1 protein-coding gene and 1 pseudogene are annotated in these 1,132 nt (G+C 58.7%); both read left to right on the top strand.

The annotated features are described in order from the left end of the window. A partial coding sequence (locus tag HMPREF2807_RS14240) for a DDE-type integrase/transposase/recombinase (RefSeq protein WP_232751670.1) occupies window positions 1-723 on the top strand: 723 nt, incomplete at its 5' end. Between the two features lie 7 nt (window positions 724-730). Further along, window positions 731-1,132: pseudogene (locus tag HMPREF2807_RS14235) on the top strand (IS21 family transposase); the annotation flags it as partial.

The raw sequence follows: 1,132 nt of genomic DNA, 5'->3' as shown, positions 1-1,132 counted from the left end.
AGGAAGCGTTCTTACCGCCAGATTGAAGACCAACTCGGGTGCTCGCACCGCGCGATTTCCCGAGCGAACCAAGCGCTGCGAAGCCTTGGCCTAACCACTGCCCAGCAGGTCGCGGCGCTGACGAATGACGAGCTGGACGAGATATTCGTTGACAAGCGCAGTAGCGGGCAAGGCGAATTCGTCCCGATTGACTTTGACGCGGTCGTCAAAGCACGCACAGGGCGTGTGAAGCAAACACTGCAAGTATTGTGGGCTCGGTACACCACCAACCCCGCCCAGCCGGGTCAGCGTCACTACAGCTACGACCGATTCCGCCAGTTGGTTGCCTCCCATGTCGATGCGGCCGGGCTTACCGCCCGGATCACCCATGCACCAGGGCATACGATGCAGGTGGATTGGGCGGGGACCAAGATGTGCCTGTACGACCCTGCGGGCACACCGGGTGCGAAAGTCAGCATTTTCGTTGCCGCGCTGCCGTATTCAGGAATGCTGTTTGCCTGTGCGTGTGTTGACCAGCGGCAACAGTCCTGGCTTGATGCCCACCGTCAAGCGTTTGACTACTTTGGTGGGGTCTGCCAGGTTGTTGTCCCCGATAACGCGTCGACGGCATCAAACGCGATCAGCACTGCCGATAGGAATCGGAAGGTCAACGACACTTACCAGCAGTTCTTGGAGCACTACAACACAGCAGCACTTCCTACGCGCGCGTCGGCCGAAGGATAAAGCGAATGTGGAAGCTGCGGTAAAGATCGTCACACACAAAGTCATCCACGCCCTTGAAGGCCACCAGTGTGTTGACTTGGACGAGCTCAACGGAAAGATTGTGGACTTAGTCGATGCAATCAACAGGTCCGTGCCGTTTCGCAGTCAGCACATCAGCCGCAGGGATCTCTTCGAAGAACACGAGCAGCATCTCCTTGCTGACCTGCCGACAACCCCATGGCAGCACACCGAGTGGAAGCGCGCGAAAGTGGCCCCTGATTTCCATATCACGGTTGCAACGGTGCGCTACTCCGTCCCGCATCAGCTTGTTGGCCGCACTGTCGATGTGCGCATCACAGGCCAGGTCTTGACCGTCTTTGATCAGGGGACGACCGTGGCAACCCACCGGGTTTCGCATAAGCGTGGGGCC

Source organism: Corynebacterium sp. HMSC074A09 (genome assembly GCF_001811545.1).
Lineage (GTDB): Bacteria > Actinomycetota > Actinomycetes > Mycobacteriales > Mycobacteriaceae > Corynebacterium > Corynebacterium hiratae.
This window is presented reverse-complemented; position numbering and strand designations above follow the sequence as displayed.